Origin of the sequence: Parafrankia elaeagni (genome assembly GCF_000374165.1) — a bacterium.
Lineage (GTDB): Bacteria > Actinomycetota > Actinomycetes > Frankiales > Frankiaceae > Parafrankia > Parafrankia elaeagni.
Genome location: NZ_KB893705.1, coordinates 149,259 through 168,763, shown reverse-complemented (window position 1 = coordinate 168,763; position 19,505 = coordinate 149,259). Strand labels below are relative to the sequence as shown.

Below are 19,505 nucleotides of genomic sequence, written 5' to 3'. Positions count from 1 at the left end.
CCTAGAGCCTGTTTGGGAAGTTCATCGGGGTAGCCATTCGTTGATCGCGGCGATGGTGACTGTTGCTTCGTAGCGAACGGCGAGTTTGTCGTAGCGGGTCGCGACCGCCCGGTGACGTTTGAGCCGGTTGATGCCGCACTCAAGGAGCAAGCCGCACTGCACACATAGGCGAGCCAGGGGTGGGGAATGCCCTTGTGGTTGGGGTTGATGGCCTGTTGGCGCTGGTCGCGGTCGTTCGGCGGCTGCGGGAGGGGCGGGCTGACGGGGAGCGCGGGGGTGATCGTGGCGCTGGCGGACGCGGTGGTGCCGCCGTGGGATGCGTTCCCGGAGGCGAACCGGGAGGCGGTGCGGCGTCTGCTGGGCCTGCTGGTGGAGCGGATGACGGTGCTGCCGACACCGGCGAGCGGGCGGTGTGGCGATGAGCGGGACGAGCGTCGCGGCTGATTCGCGGGAGCGTGCGGGTGGCAAGGTTCAGCCGTGGCATCGTGATCGTCTGGCGGCGGTGTATGTGCGGCAGTCGACCGCCGAGCAGGTTGCTGATCATCAGGAGTCGACCCGGTTGCAGTACGGGTTGGTCGAGCGGGCGGTCGGGTTGGGGTGGGCGCGGTCGCGGGTGCTGGTGATCGATGAGGATCTCGGGTGTTCGGCCTCGGGTGCGCAGGCCCGGCCGGGGTTCGCCCGGCTGGTCTTCGAGGTCGGGCTGGACCATGTGGGGATCGTGGTGGGCCTGGAGATGTCCCGGCTGGCCCGGTCCGGCCGGGAGTGGCATCAGCTTCTGGAGTTGTGTGCCCTGTCGGGAACCCTGCTGGCGGACCTGGACGGGGTCTATGACCCGGCCGAGCACAACGACCGGTTGCTACTGGGGTTGAAAGGCACGATCAGCGAGGCCGAGCTGTATCTGATCAAACAGCGGATGTGGTCCGGGCGGCTGGCCAAGGCCCGACGCGGCGAGTTGGCGGTGCCGTTGCCGATCGGGTTCGTGCGCCGGGAGTCGGGTGAGGTGGTCCTGGACCCGGACGAGCAGGTCCAGGCGGTGGTCCGGCTGGTCTTCGACCTGTTCGAGCGGTTCGGCACGGTGAACGCGGTGCTGTGTTTCCTGGCTGACAACGGCATCCAGGTCGGGATACGACAGCGGGCGGAACCCGGACGTGGGCAGGTGAGCTGGCGGCGGCCCAGCCGGGCGGTGGTGCACAACATGCTGCGCAACCCGGCCTATGCGGGCATCTACGTCTACGGCCGCAGCAGGCTGGACCCAAGACGGCGCCAGGCGGGTAGACCGTTCACCGGGCGGGTGCGCACCGAGCGGGCAGAGTGGACCGTCTGTCTGCCCGGGGTGCTGCCGTCCTACATCAGCGTCGAGCAGTACGAGCGGAACATGCAGCGGATGCAGGCCAACCAGTCCCGGGCCGCGAGCCCGGGCCCGGTGCGCGACGGCCCGGCCCTGCTGGCCGGGCTGGTGGTCTGCGCCCGCTGCGGGGCGAGGATGACGGTGCGCTACCAGCACGGGCCGCAAGGACGGCTGCACCCGGCCTACGTGTGCGCCCGGGACAAGACCGACTACGGCACCGGGCAGTGCCAGCAGCTGGCCGGGGACTGCCTGGACACCCACGTGACCGGCCTGCTGTTGGCCGCGCTGACCCCGGCCGCGTTGGAGGTCTCCCTCGCCGCGGCCGACCAGGTCGAACAGCGCCGGGCACAGGTGGACCGGATCTGGCGCCAACGGTTGGAACGGGCCGACTACCAGGCAGACCGGGCCCGGCGCCAGTACCAGTTGGCCGAGCCGGAGAACCGTCTGGTCGTGCGGCAGCTGGAGGCCGACTGGGAAGCCGCGCTCGCCGAACGGGAACGCCTCGGCGAGGAATACGACCGGTTCACCACTGCCCGCCCGCGCACCTTGACCGCCGCCGAACGCGACCAGATCCGCTCCCTGGCCGCCGACGTCCCTGGCATCTGGCACGCACCCAGCACCACCGATGCCGACCGCAAACAGCTGATCCGGCAGCTGATCGAACAGGTCCGCGTCGCCGTGATCGACACCACCGAACAGGTCCAGGTCGAGATCATCTGGGCGGGCGGGCACCACACCCGCTCCCAGATCGTCCGCCCGGTCGCCTGCCTGACCCAGCTCAGCTACTACCCCCAACTCGCCGCCCGGGCCCGCGAGCTGGTCGAGGCCGGGCACACGACCAGGCAGATCGCTGAACGCCTCAACGCCGAGGGTCTTCGTCCACCCAAACGCAGCGCGACCTTCACGCCCAACGCGGTCAACGACCTGCTGCGGGCCCTGGGCATCCAGCGGACCCGCACCCCAGCCCGTCACGCCCGCCCGAAGCTGGATGACCACGAGTGGTGGCTGCGGGACCTCGCCGAACACCTGGACATGCCCGAACCCACTCTCGACGCCTGGGTCCGCCGCGGCTGGGCCACCGGATACCTGCATCCCCAGGCCCGGCTGACCGTCGTGCGCGCCGACCCCGACGAGGTCGAACGCCTCCGCGCCCTGCACCACGTCCCCCGAGGCCAGCACAACCGGCGCCCCTGGCTGACCAATCAGGCAGCACACCTCGACAACATCGACGAGAAAGGAACCGACGGCGATGTCGAACAGCCACAGCTATGACAGCACCGTGGCTTGCTCCTCTCCACGGCGTGGCGCTGCTTGTACGCCTCCGGGTCGAAGTGGGGCGGCCGCCCGCCGCGGCTGCCGAGCTTCTTGCGGTTCGCGGCCTGGTCTTTCTTCTCCGGGATGGTCGTGCGGATCCCGCGCCGGCGCAGGTAGGCCCGGTTCCCCTTCGAGCTGTACGCCTTGTCCGCCAGCACCCGATCCGGGCACGTCCGCGGCCGGCCCGGTCCCGGTCGAGGGACCCGGATCTGGCCCAGCACCGCGGTGAACTGCGGGCTGTCTCCGCGCTGCCCGGCGGTGACCAGCAACGCCAGCGGCTTCTGCCCCTGTTCACAGGCCAGATGCAGCTTGGTTGTCAATCCACCCCGGGACTTCCCGATCCCATGATCCGCCGGTTCGGTGTCAACACCACCCGGGGACTGCCGCTGCGCAGCCCCTTTTTTGACGCCCCCGCCGCATGCTGATGCGCCCGCGCCACCGTCGAGTCCACCGACACGTCCCAGGTGATCAGACCGGCGGCGTCCGCCTGGGCCTGTAACGCGGTCAGGACCCGCTTCCACGTCCCGTCACGCTGCCAGTCCCGGAACAGCCCGTACACCGTGCGCCAATGCCCGTACCGGGCCGGGACATCCCGCCACGGCGCCCCGGTCCGCGTCCGCCACCGGATCCCATCGATCAGCTGACGGCGCGACCACGTCGCCGGCCGGCCCGGTTTCTTCTTATCCGCCTCCGACGGCAGCAACGGCTCCAGCACAGCCCACTGCTCGTTCGTCAGGTCACCCCGCGCCACACAACTGATCATCCAAGCCGGATCACACCAGCCGATCACCAGCAGCACAGATCAGCGACTTCCCAAACAGGCCCTAGGTCCTGGCCATCCCGGGCCGGTCGCGCTGACGACCCGGGTACTGGATTGCTGCCGGCAGGGACGACAATCGCTCGGTGGGGGAACAGGGTTCGTTAGTCGGGCGCGACCGGGAAATGGCCGCGGTGGGCGCCGCGTTGGACCGCCTCGCCTCGGCGCGGCGCCGGCCAGGTTTCGACTGGATGGAGATCCGTGGCGAGCCCGGCATCGGTAAGAGCCGCCTGATCGGCGAACTCGCCGAGCTTGCCGACGCCCGTGGCCATCTCGTACTGCGGGGCCACGGCGCCGAGCTCGAACAGGACATTCCGTTCAACGCCCTCGTCGATGCACTCGACGACTACCTCGGCGCGGTGGATCCGGCGCGGTTGCGCCAGCTCGGCGCCGACCGGCTCGACGAGCTGGCCGCCGTGTTTCCGGCGTTGCGTTCGCTCGGGACCGTGCCGACCGGCAACACCTCCGAGATGCAACGCTGGCAGACCTACCGGGCGGCGCGAGCGCTCCTCGAGCTGCTCGCTGCCAACCGGCCGCTGGTACTGGCCCTGGACGACCTGCACTGGGCCGACACCGCGTCGGTCGAGCTCGTCGCTCACCTGCTCCGCCGGCCGCCGAACGCGCGGGTGCTGCTGGTCGTCGCGGTGCGGCCCCGCCAGGTGCCGAAGGCGCTGGCCGCGGCGTTGTCGGCCGCGTCGGCGTCCGCCGTTGTCGCGGCCACCGACGGCCAGGCCAGGGCGAACTCATCCGCGGCCGTGGGCGTTCGGCTGGAGCTTGCCCCGCTGTCGCCCGAGGACAGCGACACGCTGCTCAGTCCCGTGACCCGTGACCCGGTCGTCCGGCGTCGCTGGTATCGGGAGAGCGGCGGTAACCCGTTCTACCTCGAACAGCTTGCCCGCACCCGCCCCTCCACCCGTCCGCTGTCCGCGGTCTCCGGGCCGTCGTCCGTACCGCCGGCGGTGACGGCCCCGACCGGCCTCGACGGACCGGACGACGTGCCGCCGGCGGTGACGGCGGCGGTCGGCGCCGAGATCGCACAGCTGCCCGAGGTCGTACGGCGGTTCGCGCAGGGCGCTGCTGTCGCCGGCGAGGTGTTCGAGCCGGACCTGGCAGCCGAGGCCGCCGCGCTCCCCGAAGCCGACGCCTTCGAAGCACTCGATTCGCTGGTCGCGGCGGACGTGGTGCGACCGACCGAGGTGCCGCGCCGGTTCATGTTCCGGCATCCGATCGTGCGCCACGCCATCTACATGTCCGCCGGGCCGGGCTGGCGGATCGCCGCTCATGCACGGGCGGCTGATGCGCTCGCCGCCCGAGGCGCGGCGGCCACCGCCCGAGCCCACCACGTCGAGCGTGCCGCCCGTCCCGGCGACGAGGCCGCGATCGCGCTGCTGACCAAAGCGGCCGCGGCCAGCCGGCTGCGCGCGCCGGCAGCCGCCGCGCACTGGTACGCCGCCGCGCTCAGACTGCTGCCGGGCGGTGAGTCGAGCCCCGGCCAGAGTGCCGACGTCGACGGCGACGGCGACGCGGACGGCGGGTTGCGGCGGCTGGAGCTGCTGTCCCGGCTGGCTGCCGCACTCGACGCGAGTTACCAGCCGCAGCAGGCCCGCGTGGTCCTCGACGAGATCATGGGTCTGATTCCGCGGGAATTCGGTGCCGAGCGGGCTCATCTCGTCGCGCTGCGCTCGGCGGTGGACCATGTGCTGGGCCGGCACGGCGAGGCACGTGCCCTGGTCCTGGACGCTGTGGCGAGCGCCGAACCGGGCACCCGAGAGAGCTGTCTGCTGCGGCTTCAGCTTGCCATCGACCATTTCTACACCGGTGAATACGAGGGGATGCGCCGCTGGCAGCAGGAAGCGCACGCGCTCGCCGGCACCCTCGACGACGCCCCACTGCTCGCCGCCTCGGCCGGGCTGCTGGCGGGTGCCGAGTACATGGTCGGTGACGTCCCGGCCGCGATCGCCGAGGCCGCCGGCGCGGCACGCCGCTACGACCTGCTCTCGGACGACCAGGTCACCCCGCACCTCGACAAGCTCGCGTGGCTGGGCTGGACGGAGGCGTTCCTCGAACGGTTCACCGACGCGCTGCGCCACCTCGACCGGGTCGACACGCTGGCGCTGCGCAACGGCCGGGGCAGCATCGGCACTCTGACGGCGGTCGCACGGTCGCTGGTCCTGACATGGCGGGGACGGTTGCCGGAGGCCGCGGTGGCAGCCGAAGCCGCGGTGGAGGCGTGCCTGCTCACCCCGCACCTGCCCTTCCTGTCCTGGGCGCTGGCGGCGCGGTGTGCCGCGGCGACACTGGCGGGGGACCTCCCCGAGGCGCTGCGGTCGGGGGCGCAGGGAGTGCGGGCGGCCAACCCGGAGAATGACGCCGTCTCGGTGATGGCCGGTTCCTTCTTCGCGGAGGCGCTGGTCGAGGCCGGTGAGCCCGACCGCGCCGTCGATGAACTACTGGGTGCGGCCGGCGGCGCCGAGCTGCCACGCATCGAAGCTCCCATTCGGCCGTACTGGTACGAGGTGCTCACGCGGGCCGAACTGGCTCGCGGGATGCCCGAGGCGGCCGCCGGCTGGGCGGTGCTCGCCGAGCGGACGGCCACCGCCGCCGGCGGTGGGCTCGCGGGACGGAAGGCCTCGGCGATGCGAGCGAGAGCAGCCGTCGAGTTCGCCCGGGGACAGTCGTCGGCCGCCGCCGCGTCGGCGCTGGCCTCAGCCGCCGAGGCCGAGCGGGCCGGCCTGCCGATCGAGCTCGGCCGGTCGTTGATCGTGGCCGGGCGGGCGCTGGCCGCCGACGGGCAGAACGCGCGGGCGGTCAGCGAGCTGCGCCGGGCCGAGTCCCGACTCGACGCGTGCGGTGCCAACCGTCCCCGGGACGAGGCGGCCCGGCTGCTGCGTCAGCTCGGCGAGCGGGTGTCGCGGGGCGGTCGACCGTCGGCGCGGGCCCAGGCCCAGGCCGCTGCGACCCTGACTCGTCACCAGTCCCAGGCGGTCGTCCTCAGCGTGGCAGCCGGCACGCTCAGCGCCCGAGAACGTCAGATCGCCGAGCTGGTCGCCGCCGGCCAGACGAACCGCCAGATCGCCGCCGCGCTGTTCGTCAGCGAGAAGACCGTCGAGAGCCACCTGACGAAGGTGCTTGCCAAGCTCGGCGTCCCCACCCGAGCCGGCGTCGGTTCCGCGCTCCGTTCCTGACCGGCCCGTTCAAGGACCACTGCGCGGCACCGGCCGGCACCAGGGGTTTCCCTGATGTTCGGGTGCCTCCCCGGAACCCGAAAGTGACCTTCGTGCCACATGGCACGTCGGGTCACCAGGGAGGGGACGCCGTGTGCGTTTCGCAGGGCTCGTCGAGGCTGGCCGGGTACATGGCCGACCTGCTCGAGTGCAACCGGCTTGTCGCCGGCGGCGACCGGCGCGCCGAGACCTACCTTCGCCGCGGCATCGCGTTCTGGATGGTGCGTGACCACCACCGGGCCATCGCCGACCTGAGCGCCGCGATCGAGGCGGATCCCCGACTGCCCGACGACCGGCTGGCCTACGCGCACTACCGCCGGTCGGTGTGCCGGCACCAGGTGCTCGACCTGGCCGGCGCCGAGGCCGACGCGTCGGCGGCGATGGCGCTCGACCCCGTCTCGTACGTCTACACGGCACGGGCCATCGCCCGCTACTTCGACGGCGACCCGCACGGCACGCTGGCCGACGCCGAGTCGGCCCTGCTGCGCGACCCGAACGACTGGGAGGCCCGCGCGTTCCGGGCCCGGGCCCGGCTGGAGCTCGGGCTGCTGGCCGAGGCGGTCGAGGACTTCGGCTGGGTCATCGCCGACGGCCGGTGTGAGAAGTACGCCTCCGAGCTGCACCTACAGCGTGCCGAGGCGTTGCTCGAACTGGGCCGGCCCGAGGCGGCGGCGGCCGACTGCACGACCGCGATCGACGTCAGCGCGCACGAGCAGTCGCACTGGCCGTTCATCGTGCGGTCCCGCGCGCTGTGCGCCCACCGCCCCTACCTGCTGCGGGCCCGCGCCTGGCTGGCGACGGGCGACCTGCCGACGGCACTGGCCGACTGCTTCCACGCCGCGACGATCGTGCCCGAGGACCCGGCTGTCTACGAACTGCGGGCGCAGGTCTACCAGGCCGCCGGCCTGTTGGACGAGGCGATCCACGACCTGGCGCGCGCCGCCCACCTGCATACCGCCTACCGGGACTCGGATCTGCTGCCGGCGGCCGCGTGATGATCGCCGATCTGCCCTTCCTCGGTGTCGGGCTGAACTACGAGGCGCCGATGCACGGCCAGTATCTCGCCCACCACGACGAGATCGACTACCTCGAACTGCCGACCGACGCGTTTCTGCTGCGGATGCAGTGGGACGACGAGGACGGCCGGACGGCCTGGCGGGACCGGGCGGTCGAGATCGCCGCCGCCTTCCCCGTCGTGGCGCACGGCATCCGGATGGGGCTGGCCGACGCCGCGCCGTACCGGACGTCCTATCTCGACCGGCTCGAGCCGTTCCTGGACCTGATCGACCCGGTGTGGTTCAGCGACCACCTCGACCAGGGGTCGGTGCCGGACGGAGCGCAGCGCAGCGAGCTGATGCACGGCATTCCGATCGCCTTCACGGCCGAACAGGCGCAGGCTGTCCGCCGCAACATGCGGACTGTCACCGACCGGGTCCGGCGGCCGCTGCTCGTCGAGAACACCTGGTACGACTACATGATCAAAATTCCGGGTGCGATGGACGAACCCGAGTTCGTCCGGCAGGTGCTCGACGGCACCGACCACGGCCTGCTGCTCGACCTCACCAACACCTGGATCAACGCCCAGAACTACGGCTTCGACGTCGATGCGTGGCTGGCCGCCGCACCACTGGACCGGGTCGTCGAACTGCATGTCGCCGGCGGCGAGCTGCGCACCCGAGGCCCGAAAGCGGGCACCTGGCACGACAGCCACAGCCGTCCCGTTCCCGAGCAGGTCTGGGCGCTGGTCGAGGATGTCGTCGCCGCCGCACCGGTTCGCGCGATCACCCTCGAATGGTCCAACGACGTGCCGCCGATGCCCGATCTGCTGGACCACCTCAGCCGGGCCCGACAGCTTCTTCACGCCTCGCCCTTTTACCAGAACAAACGTGTCGTCGACCCGGAAGGAATATCGCATGTCACTCCAGGCAATGCAGTTCGTCATCGGTAAGGCGGCCACCGACCAGGCTTTCCGGCAGCGACTGAAGGCCGATCCGCTGGAAATGGTCGTGCACATCTCCGCGCGTTATGCCTACGAGTTCACGCCGGAGGAGGTGCAGGCGCTCGCGGCGATGGACTGGGACGGCCTTGACGGCGTCGCGCAGGACCTGGACGAGCGGATCTCGCGCGTCCGACTGGGCAGGAGCAGTTCGCTGACGAACCCGACCTGCTCCTGCACGCCCGAGTCGGGCAGCAACCCGGACAAGTGAGCCGGCCGAGTCGGCCGTTCCTGCTCCACTTCGCCGAAGCCGAAGCCGGTGCCGAAGCAGCACCGGTACCGGCACCGGTACCGGCACCGTCGCCGGCTCGGGCGGCGGTGGACGTGCGGGACCTGGTCGCCAGGCTGATGCCGGCGTTGGCCGGCCGGATAGCGGCGGAACCGGAACCGGTCGTGCTGCTGCTGGCCTATTCGCGCAACCCGGACTCGGTGCTGCTCGAGCGTGCCCTGCTCGCCCGGGGTGTGCCGTGCCGGCTGCTCGGGGCGGACGACTTCCCCACCGACGTCACGGTGACCTGGCGCGGCGACGGGAAGCGGACGGGCGGCGAGGTGTTCGGCCTCGACTCGGCGCAGGTCAGGAGCGTGTGGTTCGGGCTCGCCGGGCCGACCGGTGTACCGGCCCGGCGCCTGCCGCCGTTCGAGACGGGCGAATGGGCCGACGCGCTCGCTGGCTGGTGGCGGAGCTGCCCGGTGCCGTTCGTCAACGACCCGGACGCCGGCAGCCGGGCCGGCAACAAGATCACATCATTGGAGCACGCCATGGAGGAGGGCCTGACGGTGCCGGACACCCTGGTCACCAACGACCCGGACCAGGCCTTGGCGTTCTGCCACGCCTACGGCAGCGCCGGGGTGATAGCCAAGTCGCTGAACAGCCACTACGTCGAGCTGGACGGGCGGCGCCACAGTCTGTTCACCCGCGTCCTGAGCACCGCCGACCTCGCTCTGCTGCCGGCGACGCTGGCCGCCGCGCCCTGCGTGTTCCAGCCGCTGCTCGACAGCCGGCTCGAACTGCGGGTGACGGTCGTCGGCGAGCAGGTCTTCGCCGCCTCGACCGCTACCGCCGACCTCGCGGCGGCGGGGCTGGCGGGCAGCGGTGACGTGCGACGGGTGCGGCGCGCCGTGCCGATGACGGCTCACTGTCTCGACGACGACGTCGCTCACCGCTGCGTGCGGCTGGTCGCCGGCCTCGGCCTGCGCTACGCGGCACTCGACCTGGTCATGACACCGGACGGCGACCACGTGTTCCTGGACCTCAACCCGCGAGGCGGCTGGTGGTTCGCCGAGCAGCGGGCCGGCCTGCCGATCAGTGACGCGGTTGCGGGGTCGCTGTCTTGACGGTCAGCACGCAGGCCCAGCAGCGGCAGGCCGCGCCGGCACCCGTGGCCGCGGCCACGCACACGGCCACGGACACGCACACGGCCACGGACACGGTCACGGCCACGGACACGGACACGGTCTGGGATCGGCTTGCCGACGCTGCCAACCCGGCCCACTACCGACCGAAGCGGCTGGACGGGCTGGTCTGGCGCGAGCTGCGATCCGCGCGGGGCGAGGAGTACGTCGTCGTCCAGAACCCCGACGCCGCGACGTACCGCAAGATCACGATGCCCGAGTTCTACCTGTTCGAGCTGATGGACGGCAGCCGCAGCGTCCAGGATCTGGTCGTCGCCTACATGATGAAGTACCACCGGTTCGCCCTGCCGCTGGTCCTTCGTCTCGTGCGCAACCTGAAGGTCGGGCAGATGCTGACCGACCCGCCCCGGTTCGTGTTCGGGCCGTTGGGCGAACAACTGCGCCGCCGGCCGGTGAGCTCGTTCGCCACCGGGTTCGCGAAGTCCTTCGTCCGGCGCGAGTTTCCGCTGCACGGGCTCGACGGCCTGGTCGGCCGCGCCTACGACCGGGGCGGGTGGGTGCTTTTCACCCGGCCAGCAAAGATCGTCATGTTCGCGGTGGCGGTGCTCGGCGTGCCGCTGCTGGCCTGGTCGCTGTCGTCGTCGGCGTCGGGGCTGGCCGACCAGTCCCTCCTCGTCACGGTTCCGACGTTGTACGGCTGCCTGCTGGTCGTCGCCGTGCTGCACGAACTGGCGCACGCCTTCGCGGCCAAGTCCTACGGCCGGGTGGTCCGGCGCGGCGGACTGTCGATCTTCTACGGCTCGCCTGGGATGTTCGTCGACACCCAGGACATGTGGATGGAGCCGCGTGGGCCACGGATGGTCTCGGCCTGGGCCGGGCCGTTCTCCGGGTTCGTGCTCGCCGGGCTCTCCGGCATCGTCCTGGTGGCCATGCCGGACGCGCCGTGGGCGGCAGTGGTCGCGATCTTCGGCACCGCTGCCCTGGCCGTGAACCTGGCCCAGCTCACGCCGCTCATCCAGCTCGACGGCTACTACATGCTGATGGACTGGCTGGAACTGCCGAACCTGCGAGCCAGGGCGCTGGGATTCATCCGGGGAGAGCTCGCCGGCAAGGTCCGTCGCCGGGAGCGGTTCGACCGCACCGAACGCGTTCTGACGATCTTCGGACTGGCCGCCGCGGTGTACACCGGCTACGTGCTCGTCCTGGCAGCCGGGTTCGCCTGGGTCCGGGCGAAGACGATGGTGAGCGACGCTGTCGCCGTGCCGAGCCTGGGCCGGGTCCTTGCCGCCACGGTGGTGCTGCTCCTGACTCTTCCGCTGCTGTACGTGCTCGGGCAGCGGCTGTGGCGGGGTGGCTCGTCGCTGGTGGTGGCGAGCCGACGGCTGCGCCGGCTGGCCGCGGAGCGCCGCTACCGGGAGCGGGTCGCGGTGCTCGCGGACGTACCGCCGGTCGCCGACCTGGGGAAGGCATACATCCAGTGGATGGCGCGGCGGACCACCGAGAAGGTGTTCCGGGCCGGCACCGTGGTGGTCGCGCCGGACGAGGTCGCCGAGGTCTTCTGCCTGGTGCTGTCCGGCGAGGCCGAGGTCGTCGAATCGGGTGCGAGTGCCGGGACCGGGCCGGGCGCGGGAAGTGCGCCGCGCACGCTCGGCCCTGGCGACTACTTCCCGCCGCCCGGACTGCCAAGGTCGCCCCTGACCGTGCGGGCGCTCACCGACGTGCACGTGTTGCGGCTGGCCGGCCCCGATTTCTCCGACCGACTCGCTCCGCTGCTGGCCCGGCGGGCCGAGAACGACAGCCGGGCCGACGAGCGGGCCGCGCTCGAGGGCTTCGCCCTGTTCGACGGCCTGGGCACCCGTGACAAGGACACGCTGCTGGCCCACCTGCGGGCACGGAGCTGCGTGGACGGCGAGGTCGTCGTCGCCGAAGGCGACCCCGGTTCGGCCTTCTACCTGGTTCGTAGCGGGGCCGTCGCGCTGGCACAGAGCTGCGCCGGCGGGCCGCCGCGGACCCTGGGCACCGGGGACTTCTTCGGCGAGAGCGCACTGCTGCACGACGAGCCCCACACCGCGACGGCCACGTCGGTCGGCGAGACCAGGCTGTGGGAACTGGACCGGATGACGTTCGACGACGTGGTGTGCCGCTATTTCGGGCTGTCCCACGCCGTACGCGCATCCGCCGAGGCGGGCGAAGCGGCCCGTGCCGCCGAGGCGCTGGCGGGCACGGTGGCCGGCCGCTGGCTTGAGATCGAGGTCGGCGACCCGGCACCCGAGTTCACCCTCGAGACCGCCAGCGGGCCGTCGCCGGTGTCGTTGTCGGACTACCGGGGCCAGGTGGTGATGCTCTGGTTCTCCCGCGGCTACAACTGCCCGTTCTGCCGGGAGTACATGGCCCGGTTGGCGCCGGCGGTCGGCGATTTCGAGCGGGCCGGCGTGCAGATCCTGCAGCTGGCGCCCAACCTCGTCGACTCTGCCCGCGAGTTCTGGCGCGGCAGGGACCTGCCGTTCCCGTTCCTGTGCGACCCGGAGAAATCCACCTACCGGCTGTGCGGCCTGCAGGACATAGGTGCCGGTGAAGCGCAGCGCAACTCGGTGCGGGGCTTCACACGCGCGTTCACCACCGGCCAGGGCCGTACGACGATGCACGCGCTCTGGCTTGACGTGGTGAATCCGTCGATCGGCGAACGGCTCGGCCATCACACGATGACGGCGATGCAGCAGGGCGTCTTCCTGGTCGGCCCGGACGGCGTGCTGCGCCGCAAATACGTCTTCGGCCCACTCGACGAACCACCGTCGAACACCGAACTCCTCGAAGCAGCCGCCGAGCTGGGATCGATCGAGCTGAAGACAACACAACTGGAGGCGGGCTCGTGAACTGTTGGGTGTGCAATCTTCCTGGGCACGCGGTCTGTCGATTCTGCGGCCGATGCGTCTGCAAGGACCACGCGAAAACGATGCCGTTCCTGCTCGAGGCCTTCGCCACCAGCCGTGGGCTGGAAGGGTTGGCGGTCGACGAGGCGATCTCGTGCGGCGTCTGCCGGCCGGCGCCTGAGCCGATCCGACTCGACTTTCTCGATCCCGGAGCGCCCGCGCCGCTGTCGCACGAGCCGACCCCATGACAGACCTCGCACCGAAACCTCGTGCTGAGGCCGACCATGCCTCCGCCGCGGTCCCCACAGGGGCCGATCTCCCGGTTCCCCGGCCGCTGCTCACCATGACCGGTATCGAGTTCGTCGTGCTGTTCTTCACCGGCACCGGCCTGGCGTTTCAGTACAAGCTCACGGCCAGGGTGTGGGCGTGGGACGACCTCACGCTGTTCAACAGCCGGTTCCTCGGCGCCATCTACCTGACGTCGCTCGTCGCCGTGGCCTGCCTGCTCGCCACCAGGCGCTGGTCGCCGGCTCGGGTCGTCGCCCCGATGATCGGCGTCTTCACGTTGTGCGTGATCGTCGTGTCGACCGCCTACCCGTCGAGGTTCGCCTTCTCGGACCGGCCGCTGCCGGTGATCGGCTGGTTCGTCCTCTACGTCGCGCTGCCCGTCTGCGCTTTCTGGTACACGTGGCGGCTGCGTGGACGCGGCCGGGCGGCCGGCGTCGCGACTCCGGTGGCGTGGCGCTGCTGGCTTCGGCTGTTCGCCGTCCTGATGACCGGGCAGGCCGTCGGTCTGTTGGCGGCGCCCGAGCAGGTCACCGAGTTCTGGCCCTGGACTGTCGACGCGTTCCACGGCCGGCTCTACGCGGCGACGTTCCTGGCCGGCGGCGTGGGCGCGTGGCTCGTCTCGGTCCGAGCGACACGCGCCGAACTTCTCACTGTGGGGTTGACGCAGGCGTCGTTCGGCCTGTTCGCGATCGGCGGCGCCGCACTGGTCGACCTCGACACCGGTGTCGTCGAGTGGTCCGACCCCGGCACCACCGCCTGGCTCGCGATGATGTCGCTCTGCGCCGCGAGCGGCTTCGCCGTCATAGCCCGTTCGCTCCAGACAGCTGCTCGGCCCGCCCGTTTGACATCTGGCCTCGACGCGCCTGTATAGTACAGAAACACCGACGCGGGGTGGAGCAGCTCGGTAGCTCGCTGGGCTCATAACCCAGAGGTCACAGGTTCAAATCCTGTCCCCGCTACCACTAAAAATTTCTCCCCGAAAACTACGGTTTTCGGGGAGAAATTTTTGTGTGGTTTTTCGGGTTCGGAGCGGTCCCGGTGGGTGACCCGGAACCGACCGGGTCGTCGACGACGGCCAATGCGTCGGGTCGACGTCTCGCGGTGACGACCGGCGATCAGGCAGGGCCGCCTTCGTAGGCTCCGCCCATGTCCGGTCCCAGGATTCACCGTGCTCGGTTCGACGAACTCCCGCCGCGCGTCCTGTACGCCCTGCTGCGGCTGCGGGCCCAGGTCTTTGTCGTGGAGCAGCGGTGTGCCTACCAGGACCTCGACGGCCGGGACCTGGAGCCGGCGACACGGCACCTGTGGCTGGCCGTGGAGCCGGCTGAGCCGCTCGCCTACCTGCGGGTGGTGGAGGAGGCGGAAGGCCTGCGGATCGGCCGGGTGGTCACGGTCGTCCACGCACGCCGCGGTGGCCTCGCCGACCGGCTGCTCACCGCCGCGCTCGGCGACGCGGGCGGCGGGCGGCCGGTGGTCCTCAGCGCGCAGACGTCCGCCGTCGGGCTGTACACCCGCCACGGTTTCGTGGCTGCCGGCGAGGAGTACCTCGAGGACGGCATACCGCATGTCCCGATGGTCCGGCCGGCCACCGCCTCCGGGATCGTCCGGTGAGAGCGGCGGTGGAGGACGCCGCCTCGGTCTGCGGGTCTTCCCGTCGGCGGAAAGTCCGGTATCCGTTGTCAGCGGCAGCCCCGAATTCCTCCGAAGAATGCCGCTGACCTGGAACGCACGGGATAGCTCCGCGATGGTTCGCGGTTGGGAGGACGACGCAGGGAACGGAAATTCCGGGTCCTGGTTGATGTCCGCTCCGGGTGCCTCGCGCGCTTCACCCGAACGGTCACTATTCTCCGCTGCGGGAGGGGTCGGGCTGCCCGCCGCCGCGTTCTTTCGGTGGAGGGAGCCCGAGCGCGAAACGCCGCGGATGGTTCGTCGCGGCATCAGGAGACCACCAGCCGTCGCTCCCCGGAGGATCCAGATGACCTCACCCCCACGGCCGTTCGCGGCCGTCACGCTCGCCGCGGCCGCGGCCGGGCTGCTGATCGCCGGTTGCCAGGTGGGTGTGCCGACGCCAGGATCATCGGCACCGACGTCCAGCGCGACCCCGGCTCTTCCCTCGGCCACACCGACGCAGCCGACGTCGCCGACGCAGCCGCCGAGCACCGCTCCCCCGACGACCCCCGGCCCAGTGGCGACCACCTCGCCCGCCGGCACCCCGCCGCCCGCCAGCACCGCGTCGCCCAGCCCGCCGACGTCCACACCGCCCGGCGGCGGTGGCACGGGGACCCTGACCCCGACGATCGTCGTCTCCCCGACCGGAAACGACTCCGCCAGCGGCACGCTCGCCGCCCCCTTCGCCACGGTGCAGCGCGCGGTCAGCGCGGCGCGGCCCGGGGCCGTCATCGCCCTGCGCGGCGGGGTCTACCAGCCGACCGCCAAGATCGGCATCACGACCAGCGGGACGGCCGCGAGCCGCATCGTGCTGACGTCATACGGCAATGAGCATGCCGTCATCGACGGCAGCCGGCTGCCCTCCACCACCAAGCTGATCATCACCAGCGCGTCCTACTGGGACTTCGAGAACCTCGAGCTGCGGAACTCACCCCAGCAGGCGCTGTACGCGCAGACGGTGCACCACACGAGGTTCCGGCACCTCGACATCCACGGCAACCAGAACACCGGCCTGGACCTGACCGGTGAGGGCAGCAGCGACAACCTCATCGAGAACGTCGACAGCTATGACAACCACGACAACGCGACCAGCGGCCAGAACGCGGACGGCATCGGCGTCAAGTTCGGCTCCGGCACCGGGAACATCGTGCGCAACGTCCGGGTCTTCGACAACTCCGACGACGGCCTCGACCTGTGGGCCTACACCAGCCCGGTGACTATCGAGAACTCGTGGGCGTACGGCAACGGGGTGAACCGGTGGAACATCGGCGGTTTCACCGGTAACGGAAACGGCTTCAAGCTCGGCGGTGGCAGCAACCCGCGGCCGGCCGTCGCACATGTCGTGCGCAACAGCGCCTCGTGGGCGAACACCAGCAACGGCTTCACGGAGAACGGTAATCCCGGGTCGCTGCAGCTGGCCTCGAACACCGCGTACGGCAACGGCGGGGCCGGTTTCTACTTCTCGCTGTCCTCCTCGACGCTGAGGGCGAACCTGTCGGTGAACAACAGGACGCCCGCGAACATCGGCAGCGGGACGAACGCCACCGGGAACTCGTGGGCACTGGGCGGCTCCTACAGCGCCACGAGCTTCGTCAGCGTCGACGACACCCGTGCCCGAGGTGCCCGGGCGGCGGACGGTTCGCTGCCGACGACCGGCGGTTTCCTGCGCCTGACCACCAACCCCCAGGCGCTGGGGGCTCAGCTTCCATAAGCCGGGCAGCTGGCAGCCGGCGGCGTGCCTGACCCACTTCAGGTTCCAGGCACACCGCGCGAGCTGGCGGGCCGCGACACCTGCCGAAGGACCACCGGTCCCAGGAGCAGGTGCCGCGGCCTGCGCGCCCGGGTCGTCACGCCACGCCACTCGGTTCCCTGCCCACGGCACTCGGTTCCCTGTTGCTGACCCGTCGCGGCTCCGGCAACTCGATGACGACGACCTCGTCGAACCCGCACCATGGAGGCATGGCGAAACGCGCTCTCCCACCCCGTGTTCCCTCCCTGGTCGGGGACGGCACCGAGTTCGACTCGAAGGAGTACCTGCGCTTCTCCGTCGAGGTCCTGGCCGACGTCGACGTCGACGCGCTCGACGAGGCGGGGAAGGTCGCCTACGCGCAGGCCCTGGCGCTGATCGCGATCGCGTCGAACGCGAAGCACCTGCAGCACCTGCCTCTGATCGACGGCAACCTTGAGGTGCCCTGACCCGGAGCCCGATCGGACGGACCGCCGGGCGGTTCTCCCGTCCGGCTACCTCCCCGGTGTGGTGAACGCCCAGCCGCGCCAGGTGTCGATCCGCACCAGGATCACCGGCCCGCTCGGGGGGTGGGCCTGGTACTGCTGGTACTTCGCCACCAGACCGCGGACGGCCGCCCTGCGCGCCGCCCCCGGCGAACCCTCCGCTCCCCCGTCGACGATCCGGGCGTGACCGTCCGCCCGCACCCACCACAGGGCGTCCCAGTCGTCGGAGTACTGGTCGACGAGGAGGCTGACCTGCGGATTGGCGGCGATGTTGGCCAGCCGCCGCAGCGCCGTGGAGCGCTTCGGCTTGTGGTCGACGGCGATCGCGACCTGGTCGCCGTCGAGTGCGAAGGTGACGGGCACCAGATGCGGCTGGCCGGCCGCACCGGCCGTCGCCAACCGAGCGACCCGCGCCACCGCGAAGCGGGAACGACACTCGGCGTCGGCCAGGTCCATTCCGGTCACGGTAGCGGGCCGGCGAAGATCAGAGCGCCGCGACGAACTCCGCGACCGACATTCCCGTACCCCGGATGATCCTGCGCAGCGTCCCGACAGGTATGTCGCGCTCCGAATGGACGGGGACCACCGTGAAGCGGCCGTCCGGGTTACGCAACATATGGTGGCTGCCGCTGATGCGGACGGTCTCGAAGCCGAGTTTCTCCAGCACCTTGACCAGCTCCCCGCCTGACAGAACAGGAAGGGGGGGCATCAGGCGACGTCTCTGACAATCGTCAGAACCGGCGGAACGCCAAACTCCTCAATCACCAGACTGACGGCATCGTAGAGGTCGGTGAGGGCTTCCTCGGGGGTGCCGCCGAGCCCATGGGCGCCACCGCTCGGGAAGGACGCATGCGCCGCCCAGGTGCCGTCCTCCTCCTGCTCCAGTTCGTAGGGGATCTGGACCATCCGCTTCATGCAGGCGACTGTACGCCGCCTGTACCGATGCCAGCAGTGGTCCCGTTGCCGGGCCGGGCACGTCGGGCGGTGACCCAGACACCCTCGGGAGCAGCGCGCCCGTCTCGCCACCCCGTACCATCGCCTCGGACAGGGCCTGACCGACCCCGAAGGCGACGTTTCCCTCGCACTGCAGCAGTGAGGTCCTGCCCGTTCGCCGTTCCCTACCGAGGCGTGGCGACCAGGCGCTCCAGGAAGTCCCGGTAGCCGCGCAGCGCGTCGCGCAGCGTGTCGGTCGACGGGGCGCCGTCCTCGCGCCACGCCGCGCGCAGCCGGTCCTGCTCACGCCGGACGGCCTCGGTGAGCTGGTTGACCGCCTCGTCGAGGACCTGGTCGGCCTGGCGTACCGCGCCTCGCGGGTCGTCGACGAACGACAGCAACGCCTCCTGCCACCGCTCCTGCAACCTGGCCGACGCCGCAGGCCCCGCCGGCGGGTCGGTGCCGGCCTCCGCATCCCCGTCCCGCGCCGCCGGATGCTCGGGGGCGAGAGCTGCGGACGACGCTCCGTCCACGGTGCGACCGGGGTGGTCCGGCGTGGCGTCGACCGGACTGGTGCTGTCGACCGGACTGGTGCTGTCAGCCGGGCTGGTGGCACTGATCGGCCTGGTGGCCTCGGCTGCCTCCGAATCGGGGCGGAGGGCGCCGGTCTGGGTCGAACGATCCTCGAGGCTCATCAGATGTCCCTTCAGGCACGCTGCCGGCGGCCGGTGGTCGCCTCTTCGCGGGTGGTCGGGGTGTCGGTGGTCGGCTCCGCGGTGCGTCGGTCCGCGGTGTCCGTGCTCGCCGAGACGGGGGTGGAGCCGACTGGCCGGTCGTAGCGGGCCGTCGTGCCCTCGCTGGAGACGGTGAACGCCTCGAAGACCGCCCGCAGGCCCAGGAAGCGTTCCCGCAGCGCGTCGGTGTCGTCGGTCGCCGCCCCGTCCACAGCACCGTGCGCGCCGCGGTAGCGGGCGGCGGCAGCCGGGTCGTCCACGGCGAGCAGGCCGGCGGTCTCGTCCCGGTCGTCGGTCGGATAGCCGCGCGTACGGAGCGCGGTGGTGACGAGCTCGTCCGCGCGGCTCGTCGCGGTCGCCGGCTCGTCGACGAACAGCGCCTGCAGGGCGGCCCACTCGGTCTGCAGGGCCGCGCGCCGGTCGCTGGTCAGCGGTCGGATGTCGAGTGAGTCCCGGCGGCGGGCAATGCCGGCGAGCCGACGTTCGGTGCCCCGCCGGTCGCCCGTCTCCTGCAACGTCCGGTCGTACTCGGGGCCGAACCGGTTTCTGAGACGCGATGAACGGGAGCGATCGACGACGAAGACGGCGGCGAAAGCCGCGCCGAGAATCAGGACCACAAGAATGGCCCAGGCGAGAAGTGACACCGGACACCGACCTTTCGCACCTTCGCGGATCTGTCGCGATACGCGGTGCCGAGTACCCGGCGTCAACACGTTAAAACGACGGGC

Annotated in this window: 18 protein-coding genes, 1 tRNA gene and 2 pseudogenes; 14 read left to right on the top strand and 7 right to left on the bottom strand. The window is 71.1% G+C overall.

All coding sequences use genetic code 11. The features are described from left to right. Positions 1 to 21: 21 nt before the first annotated feature. Positions 22 to 144, bottom strand: a pseudogene (locus tag B207_RS39565) (IS5 family transposase); the annotation flags it as partial. 132 nt (positions 145 to 276) lie between these two features. Here B207_RS39565 and B207_RS39560 point away from each other — a divergent pair. Both B207_RS39560 and B207_RS0106770 read left to right on the top strand, forming a co-directional pair. Then, positions 277 to 444, top strand: a complete 168-nt coding sequence (locus B207_RS39560) for a hypothetical protein (protein ID WP_018635768.1) — start codon at positions 277 to 279, stop codon at positions 442 to 444. Further along, a complete protein-coding gene (locus B207_RS0106770) occupies positions 419 to 2,620 on the top strand; it encodes a recombinase family protein (protein WP_018639959.1) in 2,202 nt (733 codons plus the stop codon). The genes B207_RS39560 and B207_RS0106770 overlap by 26 nt, the downstream gene beginning before the upstream one ends. Here the strand turns inward: B207_RS0106770 and B207_RS42760 are convergent. Continuing rightward, positions 2,551 to 3,425 (bottom strand): annotated as a pseudogene (locus B207_RS42760) (IS5 family transposase). The gene B207_RS0106770 and the pseudogene B207_RS42760 sit on opposite strands and share 70 nt — an antisense overlap. Before the next feature lie 140 nt (positions 3,426 to 3,565). On the opposite strand from B207_RS42760, the gene B207_RS0106755 reads away from it, so the two are divergent. The 12 genes from B207_RS0106755 to B207_RS0106700 all read left to right on the top strand — a co-directional run bounded on the left by B207_RS0106755 (position 3,566) and on the right by B207_RS0106700 (position 17,074). Then, positions 3,566 to 6,664: a helix-turn-helix transcriptional regulator gene (locus B207_RS0106755; RefSeq protein WP_035740139.1), complete on the top strand. Its 3,099-nt coding sequence runs from the start codon at positions 3,566 to 3,568 to the stop codon at positions 6,662 to 6,664. A 131-nt stretch (positions 6,665 to 6,795) separates the two neighbouring features. Then, positions 6,796 to 7,698 (top strand): tetratricopeptide repeat protein, encoded by a 903-nt coding sequence (locus B207_RS0106750; RefSeq protein WP_035740190.1) that lies wholly within the window; start codon positions 6,796 to 6,798, stop codon positions 7,696 to 7,698. Then, complete coding sequence (locus B207_RS0106745) at positions 7,698 to 8,651, top strand: DUF692 domain-containing protein (protein WP_018635763.1); 954 nt, start codon at positions 7,698 to 7,700, stop codon at positions 8,649 to 8,651. Before B207_RS0106750 ends, B207_RS0106745 begins: the two co-directional genes overlap by 1 nt. Continuing rightward, the gene (locus B207_RS0106740; RefSeq protein ID WP_230204878.1) at positions 8,617 to 8,910 is read left to right on the top strand and encodes an Os1348 family NHLP clan protein; all 294 of its coding nucleotides are present in this window, start codon (positions 8,617 to 8,619) and stop codon (positions 8,908 to 8,910) included. Before B207_RS0106745 ends, B207_RS0106740 begins: the two co-directional genes overlap by 35 nt. After that, complete coding sequence (locus B207_RS0106735) at positions 8,907 to 10,034, top strand: hypothetical protein (protein WP_018635761.1); 1,128 nt, start codon at positions 8,907 to 8,909, stop codon at positions 10,032 to 10,034. Before B207_RS0106740 ends, B207_RS0106735 begins: the two co-directional genes overlap by 4 nt. Further along, positions 10,031 to 12,925: a cyclic nucleotide-binding domain-containing protein gene (locus tag B207_RS36725; protein WP_051102437.1), complete on the top strand. Its 2,895-nt coding sequence runs from the start codon at positions 10,031 to 10,033 to the stop codon at positions 12,923 to 12,925. Before B207_RS0106735 ends, B207_RS36725 begins: the two co-directional genes overlap by 4 nt. An 80-nt stretch (positions 12,926 to 13,005) precedes the next feature. Continuing rightward, positions 13,006 to 13,170, top strand: a complete 165-nt coding sequence (locus tag B207_RS38000) for a hypothetical protein (RefSeq protein WP_018635760.1) — start codon at positions 13,006 to 13,008, stop codon at positions 13,168 to 13,170. Between the two features lie 95 nt (positions 13,171 to 13,265). Further along, entirely contained in the window at positions 13,266 to 14,081 is an 816-nt protein-coding gene (locus B207_RS0106720; RefSeq protein WP_230204877.1) for a hypothetical protein, read from the top strand. A gap of 14 nt (positions 14,082 to 14,095) precedes the next feature. Then, positions 14,096 to 14,172 (top strand) — tRNA-Met (locus B207_RS0106715). Between the two features lie 184 nt (positions 14,173 to 14,356). Beyond that, on the top strand, positions 14,357 to 14,821 hold the full coding sequence (locus B207_RS0106710) for a GNAT family N-acetyltransferase (protein ID WP_018635758.1): 465 nt from the start codon (positions 14,357 to 14,359) through the stop codon (positions 14,819 to 14,821). 364 nt (positions 14,822 to 15,185) lie between these two features. Next, a complete protein-coding gene (locus B207_RS32885; protein ID WP_018635757.1) occupies positions 15,186 to 16,589 on the top strand; it encodes a right-handed parallel beta-helix repeat-containing protein in 1,404 nt (467 codons plus the stop codon). 182 nt (positions 16,590 to 16,771) lie between these two features. Next, positions 16,772 to 17,074 carry a hypothetical protein gene (locus B207_RS0106700; RefSeq protein WP_230204876.1) on the top strand — a complete coding sequence of 101 codons (303 nt, stop codon included), beginning with the start codon at positions 16,772 to 16,774 and terminating at the stop codon, positions 17,072 to 17,074. Positions 17,075 to 17,119: 45 nt separating this feature from the next. On the opposite strand, the gene B207_RS0106695 is transcribed toward B207_RS0106700, so the two are convergent. From B207_RS0106695 to B207_RS0106675, 5 genes are all read right to left on the bottom strand, one after another. Then, entirely contained in the window at positions 17,120 to 17,566 is a 447-nt protein-coding gene (locus B207_RS0106695; protein ID WP_018635755.1) for a TIGR03668 family PPOX class F420-dependent oxidoreductase, read from the bottom strand. A 28-nt stretch (positions 17,567 to 17,594) separates the two neighbouring features. Continuing rightward, entirely contained in the window at positions 17,595 to 17,819 is a 225-nt protein-coding gene (locus tag B207_RS0106690; RefSeq protein ID WP_018635754.1) for a type II toxin-antitoxin system HicA family toxin, read from the bottom strand. Further along, positions 17,819 to 18,025, bottom strand: coding sequence for a type II toxin-antitoxin system HicB family antitoxin (locus B207_RS0106685; protein ID WP_026310763.1), 207 nt, complete (start codon positions 18,023 to 18,025; stop codon positions 17,819 to 17,821). Before B207_RS0106685 ends, B207_RS0106690 begins: the two co-directional genes overlap by 1 nt. A 203-nt stretch (positions 18,026 to 18,228) precedes the next feature. Further along, positions 18,229 to 18,738 carry a hypothetical protein gene (locus B207_RS36720; protein WP_018635752.1) on the bottom strand — a complete coding sequence of 170 codons (510 nt, stop codon included), beginning with the start codon at positions 18,736 to 18,738 and terminating at the stop codon, positions 18,229 to 18,231. 11 nt (positions 18,739 to 18,749) lie between these two features. Then, positions 18,750 to 19,421, bottom strand: coding sequence for a hypothetical protein (locus B207_RS0106675; protein ID WP_018635751.1), 672 nt, complete (start codon positions 19,419 to 19,421; stop codon positions 18,750 to 18,752). Between the last annotated feature and the right edge of the window lie 84 nt (positions 19,422 to 19,505).

Excerpts from the sequence above, each read along its gene's own strand:
- B207_RS36720 (WP_018635752.1), bottom strand. The coding sequence starts at position 18,738 with ATGAGCCTCGAGGATCGTTCGACCCAGACCGGCGCCCTCCGCCCCGAT.
- B207_RS0106740 (WP_230204878.1), top strand. The coding sequence starts at position 8,617 with ATGTCACTCCAGGCAATGCAGTTCGTCATCGGTAAGGCGGCCACCGAC.
- B207_RS0106695 (WP_018635755.1), bottom strand. The coding sequence starts at position 17,566 with ATGGACCTGGCCGACGCCGAGTGTCGTTCCCGCTTCGCGGTGGCGCGG.
- B207_RS0106770 (WP_018639959.1), top strand. The coding sequence starts at position 419 with ATGAGCGGGACGAGCGTCGCGGCTGATTCGCGGGAGCGTGCGGGTGGC.
- B207_RS0106685 (WP_026310763.1), bottom strand. The coding sequence starts at position 18,025 with ATGAAGCGGATGGTCCAGATCCCCTACGAACTGGAGCAGGAGGAGGAC.
- B207_RS0106690 (WP_018635754.1), bottom strand. The coding sequence starts at position 17,819 with ATGCCCCCCCTTCCTGTTCTGTCAGGCGGGGAGCTGGTCAAGGTGCTG.
- B207_RS0106720 (WP_230204877.1), top strand. The coding sequence starts at position 13,266 with ATGACCGGTATCGAGTTCGTCGTGCTGTTCTTCACCGGCACCGGCCTG.
- B207_RS38000 (WP_018635760.1), top strand. The coding sequence starts at position 13,006 with ATGCCGTTCCTGCTCGAGGCCTTCGCCACCAGCCGTGGGCTGGAAGGG.
- B207_RS32885 (WP_018635757.1), top strand. The coding sequence starts at position 15,186 with ATGACCTCACCCCCACGGCCGTTCGCGGCCGTCACGCTCGCCGCGGCC.
- B207_RS0106710 (WP_018635758.1), top strand. The coding sequence starts at position 14,357 with ATGTCCGGTCCCAGGATTCACCGTGCTCGGTTCGACGAACTCCCGCCG.
- B207_RS0106745 (WP_018635763.1), top strand. The coding sequence starts at position 7,698 with ATGATCGCCGATCTGCCCTTCCTCGGTGTCGGGCTGAACTACGAGGCG.